This window comes from Pseudolysinimonas sp., assembly GCF_051954455.1.
Classification (GTDB): domain Bacteria; phylum Actinomycetota; class Actinomycetes; order Actinomycetales; family Microbacteriaceae; genus Pseudolysinimonas.
Genome location: NZ_JBQCHS010000025.1, coordinates 1 through 23,225 on the forward strand (window position 1 = coordinate 1; position 23,225 = coordinate 23,225).

Consider the following 23,225-nt stretch of genomic DNA (forward strand, 5'->3'; position numbering starts at 1 on the left):
GGCCCTGTGGTTCTCAATGGGGGGGCCTTATCCCGCTGGGTCTGTGGTTTCTCCGGCCACGGCCGCGGCTTACATGTGGGCCACCAGGGGCGGCCGCCCGGGGGCCGGGGCCGCCCCCCCCCGGCCCGGGCCCCGCCGCACGACCGCTCCGACGAGAAAGTCACCGATGACCGCACTCACCGCCCCCGCCCGCGCCGCCGCGCCGAGGACGCGCCGCCAGCACGCGGCCTCCCGCCGCAAGGAGGTCGCCGGCGCCTGGACCCTCCTGGCGCCGTACGCGATCCTCCTGCTCGTGGCCGGGATCATCCCGATCGCCTACGCGCTATGGATCAGCTTCCAGCAGACCCCGACCCTCGTCGATCCGACCCGGCGCGGCTTCGGCGGGATCGACGCGTACGTGACGGCGATCACCGACTTCCGGTTCACGCGGTCGTTCCTCGACATCCTCAACGTCCTCGTCGTGTGGATGCCGATCATGATCGTCGCGATCGTGGCGCTCGCGCTGCTCATCCATGCGAGTCCGGGCCGCTTCGGCGCGGCGATGCGGTTCGTCTACTACATCCCGGGGGCCCTCGGCGGCATCGCCAACCTGATGCTGTGGGTCTACCTGCTGAACCCCTCGCAGTCGCCGATCTCCGGGTTCCTGCATCTCCTCGGCTTCGAGACGATCAAGCAGGTGCTCGCGACGCAGGGCTCCCTGCCCGTCGTCCTCGCGCTCATGCTCCTGCTGCAGGGGCTCGGCGCCTGGGTGGTGACGGTGAGCGGCGGCCTCAACAGCATCCCCGACGAGGTGCTCGAGGCGGCGAGCCTCGACGGCGCCAACGCCTGGCAGCTGGCCTGGCGGGTGAAGCTGCCGATGATCCGCCAGTGGATCGGGTACGCCGCGCTCATGAACCTCGCCTACGGGTTCCAGCTCTTCCTCGAGCCGTACCTCCTCAATCAGGTCGCCTCGGGCGCGCTGCCCTCCGAGTACGCGCCCACGCAGCTCTCGTACTGGTTCGCCTTCGTCGGATCCAACTTCCCCGCCGCCGCGGCCATGAGCGTGATCATCGTCATCGTCACGCTGATCATCGGTCTGCTCGTGGTGTTCCGCAGCGGCCTGTTCAGCAAGGAGGACGCGTCATGACCGTCGTCGCCGCCCGCAACGTCGGCTCGCGCGCCGGCGGGATCCGCCGCTGGGACGCCGGGCGCATCGCCCGCGTCGTCGTCATGCTGATCGTCGCCGCCGCCTTCCTCTACCCCCTGCTCGGCTTCTTCATCGTCGCGCTGCGCTCCGACGCGAGCGTCGCGAACGGCACGGGCGGGCCGCTCGGCATCGGCGGCATCTCGTGGGACGGCATCCAGCACAGCTGGAGCCAGATCATCGGCTACGGCGGATCGGACACCCCGAACGTCTACCTCAGCTGGCTCGGCAACACGCTCGTCGTGGCGATCGGCGGGATGCTGATCGCGCTCGTCGCGGCGCTGCCCTCCGGCTACGCGCTCGCCAAGCTGCGGTTCCGCTTCCAGCGGACCCTGCTCGTGATCACGCTGCTCGCGATGGTCATGCCGAACACGGTGCTCGTCATCCCGCTGTTCCTCGAGGTCAACGCGATCGGCGCGGTCGGGGAGCTCTGGCCGGTCGCCGTCCTCATGGGCTTCTACCCGTTCGGCGTCTACCTGGCCTACATCCACTTCCGCACGGCGATGCCGTCGGAGCTGGTGGAGGCGGCCCGTATCGACGGGCTCGGGGAGGTGGCGATCTTCGCCCGGATCGCGCTGCCGATCTCGAAGCAGGCGGTCGCGCTCGTCGCGTTCTTCTCGTTCCTCGCGAACTGGACGAACTTCTTCCTCCCGCTCGCGCTGCTCACCTCGAACCTCGGCTCGCAGACCATCTCGGTCGGGATCCAGAGCCTCATCAGCTCGAGTCCGCTCTTCAACCCCACCACCGCCGCCGGCCTCAACGTCAAGCTCTACATGCCGGAGCTGGGGCTCGCGACCGCGATCTCGACGATCCCGCTGCTCGTGGTGTTCGTCGTGGCGCAGCGGTTCCTGGTCCGCGGGCAGACCGTCGGGGCGCTGAAAGGGTGACCCGGCCGGAGTCGGCGCCGGCCGCGGCGTACACGCTCGAGCCGCCGCGTGCGCCGCGGCCGATCGTTATCCTGGGCGCCGGCGGCATCGTGCGCGACGCGCACCTGCCGGCCTACGCGAAGGCCGGGTTCCCGGTGGCGGGCATCTGCGACCGCGACCGCCCCCGGGCGCAGGAGCTCGCCGCGCGCTACCGGATCCCGACCGTGACCGGCTCGATCGAGGAGGCGGTGGCCGCCGCGCCCGCCGACGCCGTCTTCGACGTCGCGCTCGTACCGGATCAGTTCCCCGCCGCGCTCGAGGCGCTGCCGGAGGGTGCGGCGGTGCAGCTGCAGAAGCCGCTCGGGGAGACCCTCGACGAGGCGCGGGAGCTGGTGGCGATCTGCCGGCGGAAGCGACTCGTGGCGGCGATCAACACGCAGCTGCGGTTCGCACCCCAGATCGCCGCCGCCCGGGCGCTCATCGCGCAGGGCGCGATCGGGGAGCTGATCGACCTCGAGGTGCGGGTGTCGGTGCTGACACCGTGGGAGATGTTCCCCTTCGTGTTCGGGCGCGAGCGGCTCGAGTTCACGCTGCACTCGGTGCACTACCTCGACCTCGTCCGCTCCTTCCTCGGCGACCCGACCGGCGTCGACGCCGTGACCGTCGGCCACCCGCGCAAGCCGGACCTCGCGAGCACGCGTTCGGCGGTGATCCTGCGCTACGCCGGTCGGCCCTTGCGCGTCGTCGTCACGACCGACCACGACCACGACTTCGGGCCGCGGCACGAGGAGAGCTTCATCAAGTGGGAGGGGTCGGATGGCGCGATCCGCGCGCAGCTCGGCCTGCTCCTCGACTACCCGCGCGGAGGCGAGGACGCCCTCGAGATCGTGCAGCGCTCGCGCCGCGACGAGGGCTGGCGAGCGGTGCCGTTCGAGGGGAGCTGGTTCCCGGACGCGTTCATCGGGTCGATGGGCGCGCTCCAGCGCTACGTCGAGGGATCGGTCGACGAGCTGCCCACGAGCGTCGAGGACGTGCTGCACACCATGGCGGTCGTGGAGGCCGCCTACACCTCGGCCGCCGCGACGGGGACGGTGCCCGACTACCCGGCGCCCGACCTCCCGGAGGGTCGCGCATGAGACGCGTCGCGCAGGCCATCGGGCTGCCGCTGGAGAACCGTGCCCGCTACGAGGAGCTGCACGCAGCGGTGTGGCCGGCGGTCCTGGAGCAGATCGCGCGGAGCAACATCCGCAACTACTCGATCTACCGGCACGGCGACGTGCTCTTCGCCTACTTCGAGTACGTGGGCGACGACTACGAGGCCGACATGGCCGCGATGGCCGCGGATCCGACGACGCGGGAGTGGTGGGCCGTGTGCATGCCGCTGCAGCGCCCGTTCGACGACCGCGCCGACGACGCCTGGTGGTCGGACCTGCCGGAGGTCTTCCACCAGGACTGACGCGCGCGGGGCCGGCGCGTCAGTCCTGCTCCGGGCGCAGCCGCAGCTCCTGCATCCCGCCGTCGACGGCGATGCTCGTGCCGGTCGTCGACGAGTTGCGCGGGTCGGCGAGGTAGGCGACCGCCTCGGCCACCTCCTCCGCCGAGACCAGCCGGCCGTGCGGCTGCCGCGCGGCGCGCGCCGCGCGCTCCGCGGCCGGATCTGCCGCCGCGTCGAGCAGGCGGCCGACCCACGGGGTGTCCGCGGTGCCCGGGTTCACGCAGTTCACGCGGATGCCCTCGCGGAGGTGATCGGCGGCCATGGCGCGCGTCATCGCGAGTACAGCGCCCTTCGACGCGCTGTACAGCACCCGCTGCGGGAGCCCCGCGGTCGCCGCGATCGAGCAGGTGTTGACCACCGCCGCGCGGCCCGACGCGCGCAGCGCGGGCAGCGCGGCGCGCGTGACGCGCGCGATGCCGATCACGTTGACGTCGAGCACGCGCGTCCACTCGTCGTCGGGGTTGTCGGCGACGGTGCCCTGGGCGCCGATCCCGGCGTTGTTGACGAGCACGTCGATCCCGCCGAGCTCCTCGACGACCCGGTCGATCGCGGCGCGCACGGACGCGTCGTCGGTGATGTCGGCGGCGATGGCGAGCACGTCGGCGGCCGCGTGCGCGATGTCGCGGTCGAGCACGGCGACACGGGCCCCGCCCTCGATCAGGCGGGCCGCGATCGCGGCCCCGATGCCGGAGGCGCCGCCGGTGACGACGGCGGTCATCCCGTCGAACGCGCCGCTCATGCCCGGGCCCCCACGACCTGCTGCCGCTGACGGCCCAGCCCGTCGATCTCGATCTCGAGCACGTCGCCCTCCTTCAGATAGGGGAACCGCCCCGACAGCGCGACGCCCTGCGGGGTGCCGGTGAGGATCACGTCGCCCGGCACCAGCTCCATGTACTGGCTGAGATTCCACACCAGCTCGTCGATCCCGAAGATCAGATCGCTCGAGCGGGAGTCCTGGCGCGGGTCGCCGTTGACCCAGCTGCGCAGCCGGAGGTCGTCGGCCGACAGCCCGGAGGAGCTCAGCTCGTCCGCCGTCGCGATCCAGGGGCCGAGGGGGCAGAAGTTCGGCGCGGTCTTGCCCTTGCTCCACTGGCCGCCGGACTCGTCGAGCTGGAAGGCGCGTTCGGAGATGTCGTCCGCGGCGAGGAACCCGGCGATGTGGTCGCGCGCGTCGGCGGGGGAGTCGAGGTACAGGGCGCGGGTTCCGATCACGAAGGCGAGCTCGACCTCCCAGTCGGCGCGCTCGGCGCGCGGCGGCAGGGGCAGCTCGTCGTCCGGACCGCAGATCGAGGACGGCGACTTGAGGAACACGATGGGGTTCTGCGGCGGCTCCGCACCCGACTCGGCTGCGTGCGCCGCGTAGTTCTGGCCGATGCAGATGACGGCGTTCGGCCGGGCGAGGGGGGAGCCGATCCGCAGCCCGGCGGCATCCGGCACCTCCGGCAGCGACCCGTCGGCGAGCGCGGCGCGCAGCCGATCCAGGCTCTGGGGGGCGAACGCATCCCCCTCGAAGTCGGCGACGACGCCCGATGCGTCGAGCACGCGGTCCCCGTCGAGGACGACCGGGCGCTCCGCGCCGCGTTCGCCGAGTCGTGCCAGCCGCATCCTCGCGCCTCCTGATAGATCTGATGAATCCCTGGCCAGGCTAGTGCGCCGCGGACACGTGCGCGAACCGAAAAGGCGAGATCGTCAGCACCACCCGGCATGATGAGCGCGTGGGCATCGAGGTGCGACGGCTGCGCAAGTCGTATGGCGCCGTGCCCGCCGTCCGCGACGTGTCGTTCGACGTCGAGAGCGGCACCGTGTTCGCGTTCCTCGGGCCGAACGGCGCCGGCAAGTCGACGACCATCTCCTGCATCACGACGGTGCTCGCGCCCGACTCCGGCGAGATCCTCGTCGACGGCGCGCGGGTCGGGCGCGACGACGCGGCGATCCGCCGGCGCATCGGGGTCGTCTTCCAGGGGTCGCTGCTGGACGACCTGCTGAGCGTGCGCGAGAACCTCGAGACGCGGGCGCGCTTCTACGGACTGACGCGCGAGGCCGCGCGGCGCCGGGTGGGCGAGCTCTCCGAGCTCATCCAGCTCGGCACCTTCCTCGACCGCCGCTACGGCACGCTCTCCGGCGGCCAGCGCCGCCGCGCCGACATCGCGCGGGCGCTCGTGCACGACCCGGCGGTGCTCTTCCTCGACGAGCCGACGACCGGTCTCGACCCGCAGAGCCGGGAGCAGGTCTGGGACGCGGTCCACGCGCTGCGCGAGCAGCAGGGCACGACCGTCTTCCTCACCACGCACTACATGGCCGAGACGGAGGAGGCCGCCGACGTCTGCATCATCGACGCCGGCCGCATCGTCGCGCAGGGATCGCCGACCGAGCTCCGCCGACAGCACAGCTCCAGCGTCCTGACCCTCACCGTCGCCGACCCGGGCCGGCTCGCGGCCGCCGCCGACCCGATGGGTCTCGCCGCGACGGCGGACGGCGACCGCTGGCGGGTCCCGGTCTCCTCCGCGACGCAGGCGCGGGAGGTCATGGATGCGCTCGGCGACGCGCTCGTCGACTTCGAGTTCCGCCACGGGACGATGGACGACGTCTTCCTCGCGCTCACCGAGACGGCGCCCGAGCCGTGAACGCGCTCACCGTCACCTGGCGCAACCTCCGCCTCTTCTTCCGCGACCGCGCCGCGGTCTTCTTCTCGATCCTCTCGGCGCTCATCCTCATCGGGCTGTACGCGCTCTTCCTCGGCCACCAGCAGGTCGACGCGCTCGAGCAGACGCTGCCGCGGGCGAGCGAGGCCGACATCACCGCGTTCGTCGTCGCGTGGGTCTTCGCCGGCGTCGCGATGATCACGACCCTCACGACCGGGCTCTCGTCGCTGAGCCAGCTCGTCGAGGACGCGAGCTCGGGACGTTTCCGCGACTTCCTCGTCTCGCCCGTGCGTCGGATCGAGCTGATCCTGGGCTACCTGGTCTCGTCGTTCATGATCTCGGTGCTCATCTCGCTCGTCACCGTCATCGCCGGGCAGCTGTACCTCGCGATCATCGGCGCGCCGGTCATGACTCCGCCGCAGATCGCGACCGTGCTCGGCTACCTCGCACTGTCGTCGGCGGCGTTCGTCGCGATGTCGGCGTTCCTGGTCACCTTCATGCGCTCGGCGAACGCCTTCACCGCGGTCGCGACGATCGTCGGCACGCTCATCGGCTTCCTCGCCGGGGCCTACATCCCGCCCGGCGTGCTGCCGTCCGCGGTGTCGAACGTGGTCCAGGCGCTCCCGTTCTCGCAGTCGGCCCAACTGATCCGCCAGCCGCTCACGCACGAGGCGCTCGTGCGGATGACCGACGGCAGCGGCCGGGCCGAGTCCACGATCTCCGCCTTCTACGGGATGACCGCGAAGGTCGGCGACGCGACGGTCACGAACGGCTGGGCACTCGCCGAGCTCGCGGCGGTGCTGCTGGTCTTCCTCGCCCTCGGCGCGTGGCGGATCGGGCGCCGGATCCGGTGACCGGCCGCGCCGGCCCGCATCAGCGCAGCTTCGCGACGGCGAGCTCCATGAGCTGCCAGAGCCCGAGGACCGCGAGCACGATGAGCCCCAGCACGACGATCACGGAGACGAACCAGATGCCCCAGGCGGCGGCGCGCTGACGGGGGGTCGGCTCGTCGAGCGTCATGACGGAGAAGAAGGCGGCGAGCGAGTTCACGGGCGTCCCTTTCGTGGGCGGGTGCCTCGATCGTAGGCCGCGCTCAGCGGGAGGGCGCGAGGGCCGGGATGCTCCGCTCCGGCAGCTGCGCTCGGACGGTGCGGACCGCGGCCGCCCCCCAGGCGAACAGAAGACCGCAGAAGAGCACGACCGACAGGGCGGCGATGGCCGTGCTGCCCGTCGCGATCGCGAGGCCGGTGGTCCCGGTGACGCAGGTCCCCACCGGGAACGTGAACGACCACCAGGTCAGGGAGAAGGGCAGGCCGCGGAGAGCGGCGCGCACGGTCACGAGCGCCGCGACGCCGATCCAGAGCAGGGCGAAACCGAGCACGGGCAGGCCGAAGAGCACGGCGACCGTCGGGAGCGCCCCGTCCACCGACGCGCCGAGGGCCCCCGAGCTGTTGCGCGAGAGCAGCCTGATCGCCGTGATCGACTGGCCGAGCGGCCCGAGGACGATCCACAGGGTCGGCACCATGCGCTCGCTTCCGACCCCGTGGTGCGCCAGGCGGCTCCAGAGCTGCGTGATGACGACGAGCGAGGCGATGAGGCTCAGGCCGAACATCGCGAGGCAGCCCGCGGCGAGGTCCTCGCGCAGCTGGCCGGCGGGCGCGTAGGGCACGAGCAGGGCCCCCGTCGCGGCCGACACCATCGGCGGGACGATCGGCATCAGCCAGCCGCCGAACGCCGCGTCGGCGTCGTTCCGATGCCGGGTGAAGGCGATGTACGGCACGACCACCGCGCTCAGCAGCCCGGTCACGGTGCCGGCGCTCCAGAGCACGGCGTCCACGATGACGGCGGCGGGGAGTCCGATCACGTCGCGCCCGACCAGGAGCGCGCCGGCGCCCACCGTCAGCAGCGCCATGGGCGGAGCCCCGTAGAAGTGCGCCATCACGGGGTCGAGGTGGTGGGAGCGGGCGGCGGCGGGCGAGCGGAACGCGGCGACCGCCGCCGCGATGAGCAGGAAGACGAGGAGCGCCGCGGCGACGATCCACACGACGAGCGCGAACGCGCGCTGCCCGGGGATCTGCAGCGGGAGCCCCGTGGCGGCGTTCGCGACGATGCCGGTGCCCATGACGGAGGCGAACCAGTTGGGGGTGACGGAGCGGAGACTGAAGCGCACGACCCCAACCTGCTCCGTGGGCCGGCCTCGCGGTATCGTCGGCTCATTGTGGAGCCACAACAGAGGGTTGTGCCTGGCCGGATCGACGACCTCACGTCGTATCGGATCCTCGCGGCCGTCTCCGAGCTCGGATCGATCACCCGCGCCGCGGAGCGCCTCGGCGTCAGTCAGCAGGCGGCTTCGGCACGGATCCGAGCCCTCGAGCGGCGGCTCGGGCTGAGCCTCTTGCGCCGGTCGGGCCGGGGGAGCGCCCTCACCGCCGACGGGCTCGCCGTCGCGGCGTGGGCCGACGATGTCGAGCAGGCGGCATCGCGCCTGGAGGCGGGCGTCGCGGCGCTCCGCGAGGAGGCCGGCTCGACGGCGGTCGCGGCGAGCCTGACGATCGCCGAGCACCTGCTCCCGCGCTGGCTTCTGGCCGTCGACGGCCCCGCGCGGCGGGCGCTCGCCGTGACGGCGGCGAACAGCCGCGAGGTCGTCGAGCGCGTGCGTTCGGGGGCGGCGCAGCTGGGATTCGTCGAGTCGCCCGCGTCGCTCCCCGGTCTGATGGCGACCGTGTTCGCGCGCGACGAGCTGGTCCTCGTGGCCGCGCCGACGCATCCGGGAGCCGCGGTGCCGGTCTCGCTCGCCGAGGCCGCCGCTCTGCCGCTCGTGACCCGCGAGGAGGGATCCGGAACCCGGGCGAGTTGGGAGGGACTGCTGCGCGCCGCGGGGCTCACCCCGGCGGCGCCGGCCGTCGAGCTGCCGACGACATCCGCGGTGCGGACGGCGATCGCCGCGGGCACGCACGCGGGGGTCCTCAGCATCCTCGCGGTGCGCGACGAGCTCGCCTCGGGCCGGCTGGTGCGCGTGCCGATCCACGACGCCCGCACCGTGCGGGAGCTGCGGGTCGTCCGGCGGCCGGATCAGCGGATCTCCGCGGCCGCTACGGCCTTGCTCGAGGCGGCGCGGGGACTCGGAGCCGGTTCTCTCGCCCGGTGAGAAGGGGCTTAAGGCCTCCCCGTCCGACCTCGCTGATTCGTAACGTGGCCTCCGGCCGCGGAGGCGAGGAGCGCACGGCAGACGTGCTCATGTCCTCGAAGCCGCTCGTCACCGCAGGCGTCGAGAGAAGGTGATCTCGAATGACGAAGAAGCGGAGCCTGCCCCTTCGGCACGGCCTCGGCATCGCGACAGTGGCCTCGACGGTCGCGGGGATGGCCGTCGCGCTCGCCTCCGTCAGCGGGCTGATCTCCGGTCAGAGCCGGTACGCCGGCTCGGAGTCCGTCCTGGTCTCCCGCGGGGCAGATGCTGCGAACCTCATCGTCGTGGTCGTGATGGTCGCGACCATGTGGCTGGCGCACCGCGGATCGCTCACCGCTCTGCTGCTGTGGCCCGGCAGCTTGTTCTACCTCGCATACGCCTGTCTGCCCTACCTGATCGGCGCGCCCTTCACGCCGGTGATCCTCGCGGATGTCGCGGCCTTCCTCGCCGCAGCCGGTGGTGTGGCGTCGCTGGCCGCAGGAATCGATGCTGTCGCCCTACGCGAGCATCTCGCCGCAGCACCGGCCCGAGGAGTCGGCGTGATCCTGACCGCGATCGGTCTCCTCGCCTACGCCGGGCTCGTGATCACCGCGATCTCCGCGTTCGGCTCCGCGACCGAGGCGGCCTGGCGCGGCCATTGGGTCGCCGACTGGGTGCTGGGCACGCCCGTGCTGGTCATGAGCGGAATCCTCTTGTGGACGAGACGCCCCTTCGGCTACGCGACTGGTCCCGCCCTCCTCCTCGTCTCCGCCCTGGGCGGCGTCGCCTTCGCCGTCGCGGCAGGCGCCGACGATCTCACCGGCGGCATCCGGACAGACCTCTCCGTGATCGTCGTCCACCTGGTCATCAGCGCCGCCAGCGCTGCCGTGCTGACCTGGTTCCTCGCAGCGGCCCAGCGAGCCTCAGCGAACGATCTCGCGCGCCGACCGCAACCCGCGACGCGGTAGCCGACCGGGTCCTCGGATCGCATGATGACGTGGAGCGCGGAACGCCAGGGCGGAGTCGTCGGCTTGGTCTCGGTCGCGCTCGCCCTCGCCGCAGAGGTGTTCGAGGCCGGGGTCGCTCGCGGCGGCACCGACCAGGAGACCATCCGGTACTTCCACGATCACGCGACCAGCGCGCGAGTGCAGACGCTGCTGTTCGTCCTGGGCGCGGCGTTCCTCGTCTGGTTCCTCGCGGGGCTGAGGTCCCGCCTCGCCACGGCGGAGGGGCGCGACGGAGCGCTCGCCACGCTGGCGCTCGTCGCCGGCGCCGCCTCGAGCACCCTGACTCTCGTCGCCCTGGCGGTCCAGGACGCCCTGACGCTCGAGACCCCGACGATGTCACTCGCCGCCCTGCACGACACGCTCTTCCTGATCGCCGGTCTGCCGCTCACCGTCACCCTGGTCGCCGTCGCCGTCCTTGTGTTCGCTCGACACGCGTTCGCGACGTGGATCGGGTGGCTCTCGATCGGCGCGGCCGCGCTCCAGGTGGTGCCCCTGTTCGGGATCGTCGCCGATGGCGGCCCCCTCGCGCCCGGAGGGTGGGTGTCCGCGTTCCTGCCGTACCCGCTCTACGTGGTCTGGCTCGCCGCGGTCTCGGTTGTGATGACGGCCCGGCCCCGTGCCCAGGCGGCGGACGTTCCTGACGCCTCGTGGAGCGGATGACGGGAATCGAACCCGCGCTATCAGCTTGGGAAGCTGAAGTTCTACCATTGAACTACATCCGCGCGCGTGCCCGGGGGCACTCGCACCAGGATATACGGCCCTCCCGATACCCTCGACCCATGCTCCTCAGCGACCGGGACATCAAGGCCGAGCTCGACGCCGGACGGATCGGACTCGACCCGCTCGACCGGTCCATGATCCAGCCCTCGAGCATGGACGTCCGCATCGACCGGTTCTTCCGGCTGTTCGACAACCACAAGTACCCGTTCATCGACCCCGCCGAGGACCAGCCGGAGCTCACCCGGCTCATCGAGGTCTCCGAACCCGACCGGCCGTTCATCCTGCACCCGGGGGAGTTCGTGCTCGGCTCGACCTTCGAGCTCATCACGCTGCCCGACGACATCGCCGCGCGTCTGGAGGGCAAGAGCTCACTCGGCCGGCTCGGCCTCCTCACCCACTCGACGGCGGGATTCATCGACCCCGGCTTCTCGGGGCACGTCACGCTCGAGCTCAGCAACGTCGCCACGCTGCCGATCAAGCTCTGGCCGGGCATGAAGATCGGGCAGCTCTGCTTCTTCCGTCTCAGCTCGCCGGCCGAGAAGCCGTACGGGTCGAGCGAGTACTCGTCGCGCTACCAGGGGCAGCGCGGCCCGACCGCGTCGCGGTCGTTCCAGAACTTCCACCGCACCGACGTCACCGGCATCGACGCGGGATCCCCCGGCAACTGACCCGGGTCCTTCGCGCCCCGCTCCGATTCTGGTCGCGATGTCACAAATGACGGAGATCTGGTCGGCGGATCAGGGCGGTCGCCCGTGAATGCTGGGGAGCTGGGCGGGGCTGCGGCCTCCGATCCGTCATTTGTTCAGCAGTAGCAACCGCCGCCGTCGCGCGGGCTCGGCGCTCGGGCGGGGGCAGGCAGCCGGCGCCGGTCAGGGGCGCCAGGCCTCCAGCTGCCAACCGAGCCAGGGGCTGAACGCGAACGGCGCGGCGGCGACCGCGGCGCGCAGCTCGTCGAGCGGGATCCAGGCCCACTCGGCGACCTCGTCGGCGGCGGGGGAGGGATCCCGGTCGACGACCGCGCGGAACACCGGGCAGATCTCGTTCTCCACGACGCCGGACGCGTCGACCGCGCGGTAGCGGAAGTCGGGCAGTAACGGCTCGATCCCGCCGAGCGACAGCCCGAGCTCGCGCTCCGCACGTCGCCGGATCGCGTCCTCCATCGCCTCGTCGGGGCCGGGGTGGCCGCAGAAGGAGTTCGTCCAGACGCCCGGCCAGGTCAGCTTGCCGAGGGCGCGGCGGGTCACGAGCACGCGGCCGTCGGGCCCGAAGACGTGGCACGAGAACGCGAGGTGGAGCGGGGTGTCGGCGCCGTGCACGGTCGCCTTGTCGGCCACCCCGATCGGCCCGCCCTGCTCGTCGAGCAGGACGACCTGCTCGGCCGCGTCGGGATCCGTGAGAGCGCCCGCGGGCCCGGCTGCGGAATCCCTGAGGGGGCCTGGGGTTGTCAGCATGCTGATAGGTAGTCTGTCCAAATGGATGCCGCGCGTCTACGGCTGGTGGGCGGTGCCGGGCCTCGACCCGACGACCGTCAGGCCCGCGTGGACGCCGTCCTGACCCGGTACTTCAGCGTAGCCAGGCGCCGCGCGGAACCCCTGGGCGCCGAGTACGTGCGGCTCTGGGAGCGGCTCGAGGCGAACACGATCGGCGGCAAGCGGTTCCGTCCCCGGATGGTGCTCGCCGCCTACGAGAGCCTCGGCGGCACGGAGCTCGACTCGGGTGCCTGCGTCGGCGCCGCGTTCGAGCTGCTGCACACCGCGCTCATCGTGCACGACGACGTGATCGACCACGACTTCGTCCGCCGCGGCGTCCCGAACATCTCCGGCAGCTACCGCGACGCCGCGCGCGCCGCCGGAGCGCCCGAGCCGGTCGCCGAGCACCGAGGCATGAGCGCCTCCGTGATCGCGGGCGACCTCGCACTCATGGGGGCGTACCGGCTGATCGACCGGAGCGGGGTCGACGGCGCGACCCGCAGCCGGCTGCTCGACGTCATGGACGAGGCCCTCTTCGCGAGTGCCGCCGGCGAGCTCATCGACGTCGACTTCGCGTGGCTGCCCGACGCGCCGGCCGTCGACGACATCGTGCACATGGAGCGCCTCAAGACCGCGGTCTACTCCTTCGAGTGCCCCCTGCAGGCGGGCGCGATCCTCGCCGGCGCCCCCGACGAGACCGTGAGGACGCTCGGCGACTTCGGGCGCGACATGGGCATCGCGTACCAGCTCGTCGACGACCTGCTCGGCGTCTTCGGGCGGGAGGAGGAGACCGGCAAGTCGGCCTCCGGCGACCTGCGCGAGGGCAAGCGGACCGTCCTGATCGCCTACGCGAGCGAGAAGGAGGGCTGGGACGAGGTCGCCCCGCTGTTCGGCTCGGCCGACCTGGACGACGCGGGGGCCGATCGGCTCCGCACCCATCTCGTCGCGTGCGGGGCCCGCGGGTTCGCGGAGGGCCTCGCCCGGTACTACGCCAACCGAGCCCTCGCCCGACTTCTCGAGCCGCACATCCCGCCGGCGCTCCGCACCGAGCTGCACCCGATCGCCGACGCCGTCCTGGCGCGCCGCGCGTGAGCGACTCCGGCGACCGCGGCGGCGACGGCGGCCCGCGGCTGGCGCTCTACGACGACGTCGCCCACCAGGCGGCGGCGCTCGTGATCCGGCGCTACTCGACGTCGTTCGGGATGGCGTCGCGCCTCCTCGGAACCGGCGTGCGCCCGCACGTCGAGAACGTCTACGCCCTCGTGCGGGTCGCCGACGAGATCGTGGACGGCGGAGCGACGGAGGCGGGGCTCGACCGGGCGGCGGCGGAGCGGCTCCTCGACGAGCTGGAGGCGCAGACCGAGCGCGCGATGGCCGAGGGCTACGCGAGCGACCTCGTGGTGCACGCGTTCGCCCGGACGGCGTGCTTCGGCGGCTTCGGGTCGGAGCTGACTGCGCCGTTCTTCGCGTCGATGCGCGCCGACCTGCACGAGACGGCGCACGACCCGGAGAGCTTCGCGCGCTATGTCTACGGCTCCGCCGAGGTGGTCGGGCTCATGTGCCTGGCGGTGTTCCTCGCCGACGACGCCCGGACGGGCGGCCCCGCCCGATCCGAGGCCGAGCGTGCCGAGTTGACCGCGGGCGCCCGCGCGCTCGGGGCGGCGTTCCAGAAGGTCAACTTCCTCCGCGACCTGCACGCCGACGTCGAGGTGCTGGGACGCACCTACTTCCCCGGCCTCGACGTCGCCGCCTTCGGGGAGGATGACAAGGTGCGCCTCCTCGACGACATCGACGCCGACCTCGCGACCGCCGCCCGCGCGATCCCGCGGCTGCCGGCCAACTCCCGCCGGGCCGTGCTGCTCGCGCACGGGCTCTTCGCGGAGCTCTCGCGCCGGCTCCGGGCCACCCCCGCCGAGCGGCTTCTCGTCGCGCGCGTCCGGGTGCCCGATCCGGTGAAGGTCCGCATCGCCGCGGCCGCGACGCTGGCGCGCTCGTGAGGGTCGCCGTCATCGGCGGCGGGATCGCGGGTCTCGCCACCGCCGCTCTGGTCGCCCGCGAGGGGCACGAGGTCGTCCTCCTCGAGAAGAACCCCACGGTCGGCGGGCGTGTCGGCCTGTGGGAGCACGGCGGCTTCCGCTTCGACACCGGCCCGTCGTGGTACCTCATGCCCGAGGTCTTCGACCACTTCTTCCGCCTGCTCGGCACCTCGACCGCCGAGCAGCTGGAGCTCGTGCAGCTCGACCCCGGCTACCGCGTCTACGCGGAGGGGTTCACCGATCCCGTCGACATCGCCGCCGATGTGGAGGGCAACATCGCCCTCTTCGAGCGCATCGAGCCGGGCGCAGGGAAGCGGCTGCGCGCCTATCTCGCCCGCGCGGCGGAGATGTACGAGATCGCGAAGGAGCACTTCCTCTACACGACCTTCGCGAAGCTCGGCCCGGTGTTCGGCGGCGGCGTGCTCGGCAAGGCCCCCCGCCTCGGGCGCCTGCTCGTCGAGACGCTCGGATCGCTCACCCGCCGCACCGTGCAGGATCGCCGGCTGCGGCAGATCCTGGGCTACCCCGCGGTCTTCCTCGGTTCGGCCCCCGACATGACGCCGAGCATGTACTCGCTCATGAGCCACCTCGACCTCGCGGACGGCGTGCGCTATCCGATGGGCGGCTTCCGCACGATCATCGACCGGATCGCGGCGCTCGCCGAGGCCGAGGGCGTGGACCTCCGCACCGGCACCGCCGTGCGCCGCATCGTGGTCGAGGGCGGCCGGGCGACCGCCGTGGAGCTCGGCGACGGATCCCGGGTCGAGGTCGACGCCGTCGTCTCGGCGGCCGACCTGCACCACACCGAGACCGAGCTGCTCGACGAGGTGCACCGCACGCATCCCGAGTCGTCGTGGGCGCGGCGTGAGCCGGGCCCGAGCGCGCTGCTCATCCTGCTGGGCGTCCGCGGCGCGCTGCCCGAGCTCGAGCACCACACCCTCTTCTTCTCGGAGGACTGGAAGGACAACTTCTCGGCGATCTTCGACGAGCCGACGCGCATCCCCGCGACGCCGTCGGTGTACGTCTGCAAGCCGTCGGGCGTCGACGCGTCGGTCGCGCCGGCCGGGATGGAGAACCTGTTCGTGCTCGTGCCGCTGCCCGCCGACCCGGGCCTCGGCCAGGGCGGCGTCGACGGCGACGGGGCGGCGACCATGGAGACGCTCGCCGACCGGGTGATCGACCAGATCGGCGCGTGGGCCGGCATCGCCGACCTCGCCGGCCGCGTCGAGGTGCGCCGCACCATCGGCCCCGCGGACTTCGCCGCCGATTACAACTCGTGGCAGGGCGGGGCGCTCGGCCTCGCGCACACCCTGCGGCAGTCCGCGTTCTTCCGGCCCGGCGACACCAGCCGCAAGGTCGAGAACCTGCTCTACGCGGGGTCGACCACGATCCCCGGCGTGGGTCTGCCCATGTGCCTCATCAGCGCGGAGCTGATCGTCAAGCGGCTGCGCGGCGACACCTCGGCCGGGCCGCTGCCGGAGCCCGCACGGTGACCCTCCTCTATCTCGCCGGGCTGCTCGTCGGCATCGCCGGGATGATCGTGCTCGACGTGCGGTTCGGGCTCTTCTTCCGCCGCTCGCCGGTCCGCGCCGCGACGGTGATGGTGCTCGGGATCGCGTTCTTCCTGATCTGGGACGTGCTCGGCATCCGCCTCGAGGTCTTCTTCCCCGGTCCGGCGAGCATCGTGACGGGCGTCATGCTCGCGCCCGGGCTGCCGCTCGAGGAGGTCTTCTTCCTCACCCTCCTCTGCTACACCGCGATGAACGCGTACGGCTGGTTCACCCGCCCGCGTCCCGCCCGGAAGGCGGCGGCGTGACCTACCTGCTGCTGAACCTGCCCTTCCTCGGCGTGGTCCTGCTCGTCGCGGCGGCCGCGGGGCTGTCGCGCCGCGGACCACGCTGGCGGGCGGTCGGGCTCGCCGCGATCCCGCTCGTCCTCCTCACCGCCGTGTTCGACAACGTCATCGTCGGCACGGGCGTCGTCGCCTACGACCCCGACCGGATCAGCGGGCTCAGACTCGGGGTCATGCCCGTCGAGGACTTCGCCTACGCGATCGCGGCCGTCGTGCTGCTGCCGTCGCTCTGGGTGCTGCTCGCGCCCCGGAAGCGCGCCGCGTGATCCGCGCGCTCCTGCTCACCAGCCGGCCGCTCAGCTGGGTGAACACGGCCTACCCGTTCGCGGCGGCGTTCCTGCTCGCCGCTCCCCGGCTCGATGCGCTCGCCGTCGCGACGGTCGTGATCGGCACCGCCTTCTTCCTCGTGCCGTACAACCTCGCGATGTACGGCATCAACGACGTCTTCGACTACGAGTCCGACCTCCGCAACCCGCGGAAGGGCGGGGTCGAGGGCGCCCTGCTGCGGCCCGCGCACCACCGCGCGACCCTCTGGACCGCGTCGCTCCTCCCTCTGCCGTTCGTCGTCTACCTCGTGATCGTCGGCAACGGGGTCAGCGACCTCGTCCTCGCGATCAGCCTGTTCGCGGTCGTCGCGTACTCGGTCGCGAGGCTGCGGTTCAAGGAGCGGCCGTTCCTCGACTCCCTCACGTCGTCGACCCACTTCGTGAGCCCGGCCGTCTTCGGCCTGGCGCTCGCCGGCGCGGTCCCGACCGCGTCGCTCATCGCGCTGCTGCTCGCCTACTTCCTCTGGGGCTGCGCCTCGCACGCGTTCGGCGCCGTGCAGGACATCGGGGCCGACCGCGAGGCGGGCATCGGCTCGGTCGCGACCGTGATCGGCGCGCGCGCCACCGTGCGGCTCGCGCTCGGTCTCTACCTCGCGGCGGGCGTGCTCCTGCTGTTGACCCCGTGGCCCGGTTCGCTCGCCGCGATCCTCGCGCTGCCGTATGCGGCGAACGTCGCGCCGTGGTGGTCGGTGACCGACGCCGATGCGCCCGGCGCCAACCGCGGGTGGCGCAGGTTCCTGTGGATCAACTACGTCACGGGGTTCCTGGTGACGCTCCTGCTCATCTGGTGGGCGCTGACCCGCTGACCCGCTGATCCGCTGACCCGCGCTCGGCGCTGCACCGCGCGATCTCGCCGAGATGCCGCATCGGACCGCTCCAGAGCGGCAGAAGCGGCCGGATCCGGCGACTCGACGCGCGAGCGGCGCGGGCGCGGGTCAGGTGAAAGGTGCGGCGGGCTCGGGGGCGGCGGCGTCGGCCGCCGCGGTGCGCTCGGGGGAGCGGACCGGGATGAGGATCGCGAGCCCGGCGAGGAGGACCACCAGGATCCCCAGGATGCCCCAGTACTGCGCGCCGAAGATCGTGATGCAGAGCGAGAACAGCGCGGGCGCGAGGAAGGTCGCCGCGCGTCCGGTCGTCGCATAGAGACCGAACACCTCGCCCTCGCGGCCGGCCGGCGCGAGGCGGGAGAGGAAGGTGCGGCTCGCGGACTGCGCCGGCCCGACGAAGAGGCAGAGCGCGAGGCCTGCCGTCCAGAAGACGATCTGCCCGCCGTCGTGCAGGAAGAAGACGAACAGCCCGCTCACGAGCAGCCCGACGAGGGCCGCGACGATGACGGGCTTCGGACCCACCCTGTCGTCGAGCGTGCCGACGAGCACGGTCGAGAGGCCCGCGACCACGTTGGCGGCGACGGCGAAGATGATGACCTCGCCGGCCGAGAAGCCGAAGGTGCCCGCGGCGAGGACGCCGCCGAAGGTGAAGACGCCGGTGAGACCATCGCGGAAGATCGCGCTCGCGAGGAGGAACCACACGGTCCGCCGGCTCTCCCGCCAGAGCGTCGCGATGTCGCGACCGAGCACCGCGTAGGAGCGGAAGAAGCCGACCCGCGGGCGCGGGGGAGCGGCCGACGGGGCGCGGTACTCCGGCACGGCGAGGAGGATCGGCAGGGCTGAGAGCAGGAACCAGAGCGCGGCGATGAGCATCGACACGCGGACCGACAGGCCGTCGGCGCTCGTCACGCCGAAGAGTCCCACGTCGGGGTGGATGAACCCGAAGTAGAGGATGAGCAGCAGCACGATGCCGCCGAAGTAGCCCATCGCCCAGCCGAAGCCGCTGACCCGGCCGACCGTCGTCGGCGTCGACACCTGCAGCAGCATCGCGTTGTAGTTGACGCCGGCGATCTCGTAGAACACGGTGCCGATCGCGAGGAGCGCGACGCCGAGCCAGAGGAGGGTCGGGCTCGGCGACACGAAGTAGAGGCCGGCGATGCAGACGATTACGACGGCGGTGTTGACGGCGAGCCAGAACTTGCGCCGCCCGCGCCCGTCCGAGCGCTGCCCGGTGATGGGAGCGATGAGGGCCACGAGCACGCCCGCGACGGCGAGGGCCGCGCCGAGCACGACCGACACCGTGTCGGTGTCGCCGAAGCCCTTGGTGCTCGTCAGGTACACCGTGAAGACGAACGTCGTCACCACCGCATTGAAGGACGCCGAGCCCCAGTCCCAGAACGCCCAGGCGACCACCCGTCGGAACGGCACCCGGGTGCCCTGCTGCAGATCCAGGCCGCGGACGAGCGGCGCCGTCGTCGTCATGCGCGAACGCTAGCGGACCGTCGTGTCGCGGTGGCGACCGCCGCGGGAAGAAATCCGCGCCCCACCCGGTTGAAGAACTTGAGTCACATCGGCTCAACCCGACTTGACACAGCGGCGCCCGGCCGCGCAGAATTGACACGATCCGGCTCAACCTCGCCGGATCCCGCAGACCACATCGAAATAACTACAGGAGCACCACACCATGGCACGAGCCGTCGGAATCGACCTCGGCACCACCAACTCGGTCGTCTCGGTCCTCGAGGGCGGCGAGCCGACCGTCATCGCCAACGCGGAGGGCTTCCGCACGACCCCGTCGGTCGTGGCCTTCACCAAGGACGGGGAGGTGCTCGTCGGCGAGACCGCGAAGCGCCAGGCCGTCACCAACGTCGACCGCACGATCTCGTCCGTCAAGCGCCACATGGGCACCGACTGGACCACCGAGGTCGACGGCAAGAAGTACACGCCGCAGGAGATCTCGGCCCGCATCCTCCAGAAGCTGAAGCGCGACGCCGAGCAGTACCTCGGCGAGGACGTGACCGACGCGGTCATCACCGTGCCGGCCTACTTCAACGACGCCGAGCGCCAGGCCACCAAGGAGGCCGGCGAGATCGCGGGCCTCAACGTCCTCCGCATCATCAACGAGCCGACCGCGGCCGCCCTCGCCTACGGGCTCGACAAGGGCAAGGAGGACGAGCTCATCCTCGTATTCGACCTCGGCGGCGGCACGTTCGACGTCTCCCTCCTCGAGGTGGGCAAGGACGACGACTTCAGCACCATCCAGGTGCGCGCGACCTCCGGCGACAACCGCCTCGGCGGTGACGACTGGGACCAGCGGGTCGTCGAGTGGCTCATCAAGAAGTTCAAGGAGTCGACGGGCGTCGACGTCTCGAAGGACAAGATCGCGCTGCAGCGCCTCAAGGAGGCCGCGGAGCAGGCGAAGAAGGAGCTGTCGTCGAGCATGTCGGCGAGCATCCAGCTCCCGTACCTCTCGCTCACCGAGAACGGCCCGGCGAACCTCGACGAGACGCTCACCCGTGCCCAGTTCGAGCAGATGACCTCCGACCTCCTCGACCGCACCAAGAAGCCGTTCCAGGACGTCATCAAGGAGGCCGGCATCAAGGTCTCCGATATCGCCCACGTCGTGCTCGTCGGCGGGTCGACCCGCATGCCCGCGGTGAGCGACCTGGTCAAGAAGGAGACCGGCGGCAAGGACCCGAACAAGGGCGTGAACCCGGACGAGGTCGTCGCCGTCGGCGCCGCGCTCCAGGCGGGCGTGCTGAAGGGCGAGCGCAAGGACGTCCTCCTCATCGACGTCACCCCGCTGTCCCTCGGCATCGAGACCAAGGGCGGGATCATGACCAAGCTCATCGAGCGCAACACGGCCATCCCGACCAAGCGCAGCGAGACCTTCACGACCGCCGACGACAACCAGCCGTCGGTCGCGATCCAGGTGTTCCAGGGCGAGCGCGACTTCACGCGCGACAACAAGGCGCTCGGCACGTTCGAGCTGACCGGCATCGCCCCCGCCCCCCGCGGCGTGCCGCAGGTCGAGGTCACGTTCGACATCGACGCCAACGGCATCGTCGAGGTGTCGGCGAAGGACAAGGGAACCGGCAAGGAGCAGTCGATCAAGATCACCGGCGGCTCGTCCCTCCCCAAGGAGGACATCGAGCGCATGGTGCGCGAGGCCGAGGAGCACGCGGCGGAGGACAAGGCCCGCCGCGAGAGCGCCGAGGTGCGCAACAGCGCCGAGCAGCTCGTGTACTCGATCGAGAAGCTCATCAAGGACAACGACGACAAGCTGCCCGAGGACGTCAAGACCGAGGTCCAGGGCGACGTCGACGAGCTGAAGACCGCGCTGCAGGGCGAGGACGATGCGGCCGTGAAGTCCGCGTTCGACAAGCTCAACCAGTCGCAGACGAAGCTCGGCGAGGCGATCTACGCGAGCGGCCAGGCCGAGCCCGCGGCGCCCGCGGGTGACGCGAACGCGTCGTCGTCGAACGACGACGAGGACGTGGTGGACGCGGAGATCGTCGACGACGAGGAGCCCAAGAAGTAACCATGGCGAAGGACAGGGACGACAACGAGGAGGAGTCGAAGATCCGCGACAAGCGGAAGATCGACCCCGAGACCGGAGAGGCTCGGTCCGAGGACGTCCGGGAGCCGCAGGCCGAGGACGGGGCCCCCGCCGACGTGGAGTCGGCGGAGGACCTCGTCCAGGCGGAGGACGCGGACGTCGAGTTGAGCGACGACGACATGGCGCTGCTCGCGGAGGCGGAGCGCGACCTGGTGGCCGAGTACCGCGAGCGGGCGGCGCGGGCGGAGGCGGAGCTCAAGAACTTCCGCACCCGCGTCGAGCGCGACCGGCAGGCGAACCGCGAGGCGGTCATCGCCGAGGTCATCCGCTCGCTGCTGCCGGCGATCGACGACCTCGACCGCGCGGAGGCGCACGGCGACCTGACCGAGGGCAGCCCCCTCGCGATCGTCGCCTCGAAGCTCCGCGGCGGCTTCGAGAAGTACGGCCTGACGCGCGTCGGTGAGAAGGGCGAGCCCTTCGACCCGAAGTTCCACGAGGCGCTCGTGCAGCTGCCGACCCCCGACGTCACGGTGCAGACCATCGCCGACGTCATCGAGGTGGGCTACGCCCTCGGCGAGCGGTTGATCCGCCCCGCCAAGGTCGCGGTCAGCGTCCCCGCGTAACCACCGAAGGAGATTACGTGGCCAGTCAGGACTGGTTCGACAAGGACTTCTACGCCGTCCTCGGCGTCACGAAGAACGTGTCGGACGCGGAGCTGAAGAAGACGTATCGCAAGCTCGCGCGCCAGTTCCACCCGGACTCGAACCCGGGCGACGCGGCGGCGGAGGCGCGTTTCAAGGAGATTAGCGAGGCGTACTCGGTGCTCTCCGACAAGGAGCAGCGCGCCGAGTACGACCAGGTGCGCGCCATGGGATCGGGTGCCCGCTTCACCGCGGGCGGCGCAGGCCAGGGCGGCTTCGAGGACGTCTTCGGCGGCATGTTCGGCGGGGGCGGCGGCCGACGCACGAGCTACACGCAGTCGGACTTCGACGACCTGCTCGGCGGGGTCTTCGGCAGCGGCCAGTTCGGGCGCTCGACCGGCGGCTTCCGCGGGTACGGCGGTCCGCAGCGCGGGGCGGACGCGACGGCCGACACGACGCTCGACTTCGGCACCGCCATCCGCGGCGACACCGTGAAGCTCACCATGCAGTCGGGGCGCGAGACGACGGTCAAGATCCCGGCCGGCGTCGCCGACGGGCAGAAGATCAAACTCAAGGGCAAGGGACTCCCGAGCCCGGACGGCGGGGAGCCCGGCGACCTCGTGCTCACGGTCAAGGTGCGCAAGCACCCGGTCTTCGAGCGCGACGGGCTGAACCTGCGCATCGACGTCCCGGTGACGTTCGCGGAGGCCGCGCTCGGCGCGACGATCGAGGTGCCCACCTTCGACGGGGGTCCCGTGAAGCTGCGGATCGCGCCCGGCACGCCGAGCGGCCGCGTGCTGCGGGTCAAGGGCAAGGGCGTCACGACCGCGAAGGGCACGGGCGACCTGCTCGCGACCGTCGAGGTCGCGGTCCCGAGCCACCTGTCCGCCGGCGCGCGGGAGAAGCTCGAGGAGTTCGTCGCCGCGTTGCCCGCCGAGAACCCGCGGGAGGACCTGCTCGCCAAGGCGCGGAACTCCTGATGGCCGGCTTCGATCAGCGGGGGATCGATGAGAACTCGCCGGTCTTCGCGATCGCGATGGCGGCGGAGCTCAGCGGGATGCATCCGCAGACCCTGCGGCAGTACGACCGGCTCGGCCTGGTCTCGCCCCGGCGGACGGCCGGGCAGTCCCGCCGCTACTCGATGCGCGATGTCGTGCAGCTGCGGGAGATCGCGCGGCTGAGCGCCGAGGGCCTGAACCTCGAGGGGATCCGGCGCATCCTCGACCTCGAGAACCAGGTGTCCGCCCTGCAGGCGCGGGTGCGCGAGCTGGAGTCGGCGCTCGCCGACGAGCTGCTCAACCGGCCCGGCCGCCGTGTCTTCGCGGCCCGCGAGGGCGGCGACATCGTGCCGCTCCGCGCGGGCGAGCGCGTGCGCAAGCAGAACGAGGTCGTCGTCTGGCGCCCGTTCTGACGCGGGTCGAGCAGCCGCGAGGCGG

26 protein-coding genes and 1 tRNA gene are annotated in these 23,225 nt (G+C 71.8%); 20 read left to right on the plus strand and 7 right to left on the minus strand.

What is annotated here, in order from left to right; translation table 11 throughout:
- Nucleotides 1-166 precede the first annotated feature (166 nt).
- From ACTHM3_RS11550 to ACTHM3_RS11565, 4 genes are read left to right on the plus strand one after another with little or no spacing between them, the layout of a single operon-like run.
- Nucleotides 167-1,126 (plus strand): carbohydrate ABC transporter permease, encoded by a 960-nt coding sequence (locus ACTHM3_RS11550; RefSeq protein ID WP_440406249.1) that lies wholly within the window; start codon nt 167-169, stop codon nt 1,124-1,126.
- Nucleotides 1,123-2,070, plus strand: a complete 948-nt coding sequence (locus ACTHM3_RS11555) for a carbohydrate ABC transporter permease (RefSeq protein WP_440406250.1) — start codon at nt 1,123-1,125, stop codon at nt 2,068-2,070. Before ACTHM3_RS11550 ends, ACTHM3_RS11555 begins: the two co-directional genes overlap by 4 nt.
- Nucleotides 2,067-3,185 (plus strand): Gfo/Idh/MocA family protein, encoded by a 1,119-nt coding sequence (locus tag ACTHM3_RS11560; RefSeq protein WP_440406251.1) that lies wholly within the window; start codon nt 2,067-2,069, stop codon nt 3,183-3,185. The genes ACTHM3_RS11555 and ACTHM3_RS11560 overlap by 4 nt, the downstream gene beginning before the upstream one ends.
- Complete coding sequence (locus ACTHM3_RS11565; RefSeq protein WP_440406252.1) at nt 3,182-3,505, plus strand: L-rhamnose mutarotase; 324 nt, start codon at nt 3,182-3,184, stop codon at nt 3,503-3,505. The genes ACTHM3_RS11560 and ACTHM3_RS11565 overlap by 4 nt, the downstream gene beginning before the upstream one ends.
- Before the next feature lie 19 nt (nt 3,506-3,524).
- Here the strand turns inward: ACTHM3_RS11565 and ACTHM3_RS11570 are convergent, their stop codons facing one another.
- Together ACTHM3_RS11570 and ACTHM3_RS11575 are read right to left on the minus strand one after the other, a co-directional pair.
- Nucleotides 3,525-4,283, minus strand: coding sequence for an SDR family NAD(P)-dependent oxidoreductase (locus tag ACTHM3_RS11570; protein ID WP_440406253.1), 759 nt, complete (start codon nt 4,281-4,283; stop codon nt 3,525-3,527).
- Nucleotides 4,280-5,149, minus strand: coding sequence for a fumarylacetoacetate hydrolase family protein (locus ACTHM3_RS11575; RefSeq protein ID WP_440406254.1), 870 nt, complete (start codon nt 5,147-5,149; stop codon nt 4,280-4,282). Before ACTHM3_RS11575 ends, ACTHM3_RS11570 begins: the two co-directional genes overlap by 4 nt.
- Nucleotides 5,150-5,259: 110 nt before the next feature.
- Between ACTHM3_RS11575 and ACTHM3_RS11580 the strand changes: the two genes are divergently transcribed.
- Both ACTHM3_RS11580 and ACTHM3_RS11585 read left to right on the plus strand, forming a co-directional pair.
- Nucleotides 5,260-6,168 (plus strand): ATP-binding cassette domain-containing protein, encoded by a 909-nt coding sequence (locus tag ACTHM3_RS11580; protein WP_440406255.1) that lies wholly within the window; start codon nt 5,260-5,262, stop codon nt 6,166-6,168.
- Nucleotides 6,165-7,040 (plus strand): ABC transporter permease, encoded by an 876-nt coding sequence (locus tag ACTHM3_RS11585; protein ID WP_440406256.1) that lies wholly within the window; start codon nt 6,165-6,167, stop codon nt 7,038-7,040. The genes ACTHM3_RS11580 and ACTHM3_RS11585 overlap by 4 nt, the downstream gene beginning before the upstream one ends.
- Before the next feature lie 19 nt (nt 7,041-7,059).
- Here the strand turns inward: ACTHM3_RS11585 and ACTHM3_RS11590 are convergent, their stop codons facing one another.
- Nucleotides 7,060-7,236: a hypothetical protein gene (locus ACTHM3_RS11590; protein WP_440406257.1), complete on the minus strand. Its 177-nt coding sequence runs from the start codon at nt 7,234-7,236 to the stop codon at nt 7,060-7,062.
- Nucleotides 7,237-7,279: 43 nt separating this feature from the next.
- Nucleotides 7,280-8,356, minus strand: coding sequence for a TDT family transporter (locus ACTHM3_RS11595; RefSeq protein WP_440406258.1), 1,077 nt, complete (start codon nt 8,354-8,356; stop codon nt 7,280-7,282).
- Between the two features lie 69 nt (nt 8,357-8,425).
- Between ACTHM3_RS11595 and ACTHM3_RS11600 the strand changes: the two genes are divergently transcribed.
- From ACTHM3_RS11600 to ACTHM3_RS11610, 3 genes are all read left to right on the plus strand, one after another.
- Complete coding sequence (locus tag ACTHM3_RS11600; RefSeq protein WP_440406259.1) at nt 8,426-9,334, plus strand: LysR family transcriptional regulator; 909 nt, start codon at nt 8,426-8,428, stop codon at nt 9,332-9,334.
- A gap of 140 nt (nt 9,335-9,474) precedes the next feature.
- A complete protein-coding gene (locus tag ACTHM3_RS11605) occupies nt 9,475-10,320 on the plus strand; it encodes a hypothetical protein (RefSeq protein ID WP_440406260.1) in 846 nt (281 codons plus the stop codon).
- 24 nt (nt 10,321-10,344) lie between these two features.
- Complete coding sequence (locus ACTHM3_RS11610; RefSeq protein WP_440406261.1) at nt 10,345-11,019, plus strand: hypothetical protein; 675 nt, start codon at nt 10,345-10,347, stop codon at nt 11,017-11,019.
- Here the strand turns inward: ACTHM3_RS11610 and ACTHM3_RS11615 are convergent.
- Nucleotides 11,008-11,081: transfer RNA gene (locus ACTHM3_RS11615), tRNA-Gly, on the minus strand. The genes ACTHM3_RS11610 and ACTHM3_RS11615 overlap by 12 nt on opposite strands.
- A 57-nt stretch (nt 11,082-11,138) precedes the next feature.
- Between ACTHM3_RS11615 and dcd the strand changes: the two genes are divergently transcribed.
- Nucleotides 11,139-11,747, plus strand: a complete 609-nt coding sequence (dcd, locus tag ACTHM3_RS11620) for a dCTP deaminase (protein ID WP_440406262.1) — start codon at nt 11,139-11,141, stop codon at nt 11,745-11,747.
- A gap of 201 nt (nt 11,748-11,948) precedes the next feature.
- On the opposite strand, the gene idi is transcribed toward dcd, so the two are convergent.
- Nucleotides 11,949-12,530 carry an isopentenyl-diphosphate Delta-isomerase gene (gene idi, locus ACTHM3_RS11625; RefSeq protein ID WP_440406263.1) on the minus strand — a complete coding sequence of 194 codons (582 nt, stop codon included), beginning with the start codon at nt 12,528-12,530 and terminating at the stop codon, nt 11,949-11,951.
- A gap of 21 nt (nt 12,531-12,551) precedes the next feature.
- Here idi and ACTHM3_RS11630 point away from each other — a divergent pair, with 21 nt between their 5' ends.
- Genes ACTHM3_RS11630 through ACTHM3_RS11655 form a run of 6 tightly spaced genes read left to right on the plus strand, consistent with a single transcriptional unit; the run spans nt 12,552 to nt 17,568 of the window.
- A complete protein-coding gene (locus ACTHM3_RS11630) occupies nt 12,552-13,640 on the plus strand; it encodes a polyprenyl synthetase family protein (RefSeq protein ID WP_440406264.1) in 1,089 nt (362 codons plus the stop codon).
- Nucleotides 13,637-14,545, plus strand: a complete 909-nt coding sequence (locus tag ACTHM3_RS11635; RefSeq protein WP_440406265.1) for a phytoene/squalene synthase family protein — start codon at nt 13,637-13,639, stop codon at nt 14,543-14,545. Before ACTHM3_RS11630 ends, ACTHM3_RS11635 begins: the two co-directional genes overlap by 4 nt.
- Nucleotides 14,542-16,077 carry a phytoene desaturase family protein gene (crtI, locus tag ACTHM3_RS11640; protein ID WP_440406266.1) on the plus strand — a complete coding sequence of 512 codons (1,536 nt, stop codon included), beginning with the start codon at nt 14,542-14,544 and terminating at the stop codon, nt 16,075-16,077. The genes ACTHM3_RS11635 and crtI overlap by 4 nt, the downstream gene beginning before the upstream one ends.
- Nucleotides 16,074-16,400 (plus strand): lycopene cyclase domain-containing protein, encoded by a 327-nt coding sequence (locus tag ACTHM3_RS11645; protein WP_440406267.1) that lies wholly within the window; start codon nt 16,074-16,076, stop codon nt 16,398-16,400. The genes crtI and ACTHM3_RS11645 overlap by 4 nt, the downstream gene beginning before the upstream one ends.
- Nucleotides 16,397-16,702, plus strand: coding sequence for a lycopene cyclase domain-containing protein (locus tag ACTHM3_RS11650; protein WP_440406268.1), 306 nt, complete (start codon nt 16,397-16,399; stop codon nt 16,700-16,702). Before ACTHM3_RS11645 ends, ACTHM3_RS11650 begins: the two co-directional genes overlap by 4 nt.
- Nucleotides 16,699-17,568, plus strand: coding sequence for a prenyltransferase (locus tag ACTHM3_RS11655; protein ID WP_440406269.1), 870 nt, complete (start codon nt 16,699-16,701; stop codon nt 17,566-17,568). Before ACTHM3_RS11650 ends, ACTHM3_RS11655 begins: the two co-directional genes overlap by 4 nt.
- 129 nt (nt 17,569-17,697) lie before the next feature.
- Here ACTHM3_RS11655 and ACTHM3_RS11660 read toward each other — a convergent pair whose 3' ends face one another.
- A complete protein-coding gene (locus tag ACTHM3_RS11660) occupies nt 17,698-19,071 on the minus strand; it encodes an MFS transporter (protein ID WP_440406270.1) in 1,374 nt (457 codons plus the stop codon).
- Between the two features lie 202 nt (nt 19,072-19,273).
- On the opposite strand from ACTHM3_RS11660, the gene dnaK reads away from it, so the two are divergent.
- The 4 genes from dnaK to ACTHM3_RS11680 are packed head-to-tail and all read left to right on the plus strand — an operon-like array spanning nt 19,274 to nt 23,200.
- Nucleotides 19,274-21,130 carry a molecular chaperone DnaK gene (dnaK, locus tag ACTHM3_RS11665; protein ID WP_440406271.1) on the plus strand — a complete coding sequence of 619 codons (1,857 nt, stop codon included), beginning with the start codon at nt 19,274-19,276 and terminating at the stop codon, nt 21,128-21,130.
- A gap of 2 nt (nt 21,131-21,132) precedes the next feature.
- The gene (locus ACTHM3_RS11670; protein WP_440406272.1) at nt 21,133-21,771 is read left to right on the plus strand and encodes a nucleotide exchange factor GrpE; all 639 of its coding nucleotides are present in this window, start codon (nt 21,133-21,135) and stop codon (nt 21,769-21,771) included.
- A gap of 17 nt (nt 21,772-21,788) precedes the next feature.
- Nucleotides 21,789-22,769: a DnaJ C-terminal domain-containing protein gene (locus tag ACTHM3_RS11675; protein ID WP_440406273.1), complete on the plus strand. Its 981-nt coding sequence runs from the start codon at nt 21,789-21,791 to the stop codon at nt 22,767-22,769.
- The gene (locus tag ACTHM3_RS11680; protein WP_440406274.1) at nt 22,769-23,200 is read left to right on the plus strand and encodes a heat shock protein transcriptional repressor HspR; all 432 of its coding nucleotides are present in this window, start codon (nt 22,769-22,771) and stop codon (nt 23,198-23,200) included. The genes ACTHM3_RS11675 and ACTHM3_RS11680 overlap by 1 nt, the downstream gene beginning before the upstream one ends.
- Nucleotides 23,201-23,225 lie beyond the last annotated feature (25 nt).